Raw genomic sequence first — 1273 nt, 5'->3', positions numbered from 1 at the left:
TTTGAAGAACTGGAATTTTCCAGGGATGAACCCTTACCCGAACCGGTTGATCCCGGCAACGCCGGGCGGCCCGGGCCCGGTTGAAGTGCCGGGGCAGGTGTGGCGGAGTGAGGGGAGGGGGAATATCCCAAACACTAAACTTACCGAGCCTTCTTTACCTAAAGGTGGAAAACCTAAAGGAAACTACACAAAAGGTGACTCACATGGTATTAAGAAAGAGAGTGAAACAGCCGATCTAATGGCAGATCAAGGTTATGACATTAAAATGTTAGATGAAGTAAACGGTGGTAATGGATTCGGAATAAAAGAGTCGTCAAATCCGGATTTCTTAATTGAAGGTAAGGTATTTGACTGTTATGCACCAACAATAGAAACGAATCTAGATAATATTCTTAGAAACACTACAAAAAAGACTAAAACACAAGCAGAAAGAATAGTTCTAAATTTAGATCAGTTCCCTTCAGAAAAAGTCGCCGAAATTATTCAGGGGATTTTAAGAAAAGCAAATCCAGACGGTGATTTGAAGAACTTAAAAGAACTATTTATTGTGAAAGATGGGGAAATTACAAGAGTATTTGGAGGATAGATGTAATGGACTATGAATTGTTTCTACTATCTAATGTAAGTAATAATTCATTAGGTGAAATGCTGGAAAGATTTACGACTGCGTGTGGGGACAAGAAGGCCTCATTGAGTTGTAACGATGAGGAAATAGTTATTGGCTCTGAGCTATTTGCATTGGCTCTTGAAATTGAAGATATTTCTGATATCGCTTTTGTTAGAAATCATTATAACTTAGATGTAAATGTTTGTATCAGAATTCAATTGTTTGGAAATACGTTTTATCAAGGACTAGAGCTTTTGTTTAAAATTATGGGAAGGCTTATAAGACATATTGATGGTAACCTATTATTTCTAGAAGATGGTTCAGCTCAGTTGCTTAGAATGGAGAATGGTCAGCTAATTGTCAATAACGCTTTAGACAAGTATCAGACGAAATATTTAACCACAAGCCTACTTAGTCTACTTGACCGTCCTTACGTTGAAAAAGAATTGTCTAACTAAGATGTAATCTGAGTCATCTGCGGGGCCACCCAATACCGAATGAACCCATCATTCAACGATAGGTTCTAGTCACGGTAAAAGGCTCCATGTTCGACGACTTGAATAACTAGACGGCGGATTTGTACTCTGGAGGTGAAGCATGCAGCAGCAGGTGGAGATCAAGCGGATACTGGAGCTGGAGCAGGGACTGAAGCGCTTGAACCGTGTC

General features: G+C 39.8%; 2 protein-coding genes. Both read left to right on the top strand.

The features are described 5' to 3' along the window. Positions 1–586, top strand: a 586-nt coding sequence (locus tag NST04_RS33980) for a CdiA C-terminal domain-containing protein (RefSeq protein ID WP_445667981.1), incomplete at its 5' end; no start/stop codon positions are given. Between the two features lie 5 nt (positions 587–591). Then, entirely contained in the window at positions 592–1065 is a 474-nt protein-coding gene (locus NST04_RS33975; protein WP_341188221.1) for a hypothetical protein, read from the top strand. Positions 1066–1273 lie beyond the last annotated feature (208 nt).

The sequence above is a fragment of the Paenibacillus sp. FSL H7-0756 genome (assembly GCF_038006765.1).
Taxonomy (GTDB): domain Bacteria; phylum Bacillota; class Bacilli; order Paenibacillales; family Paenibacillaceae; genus Paenibacillus_AQ.
Note: the sequence above shows the minus strand (reverse complement) of the source record. Positions and strands in the feature narration are given on the sequence as shown.

Excerpts from the sequence above, each read along its gene's own strand:
- NST04_RS33975 (WP_341188221.1), top strand. The coding sequence starts at position 592 with ATGGACTATGAATTGTTTCTACTATCTAATGTAAGTAATAATTCATTA.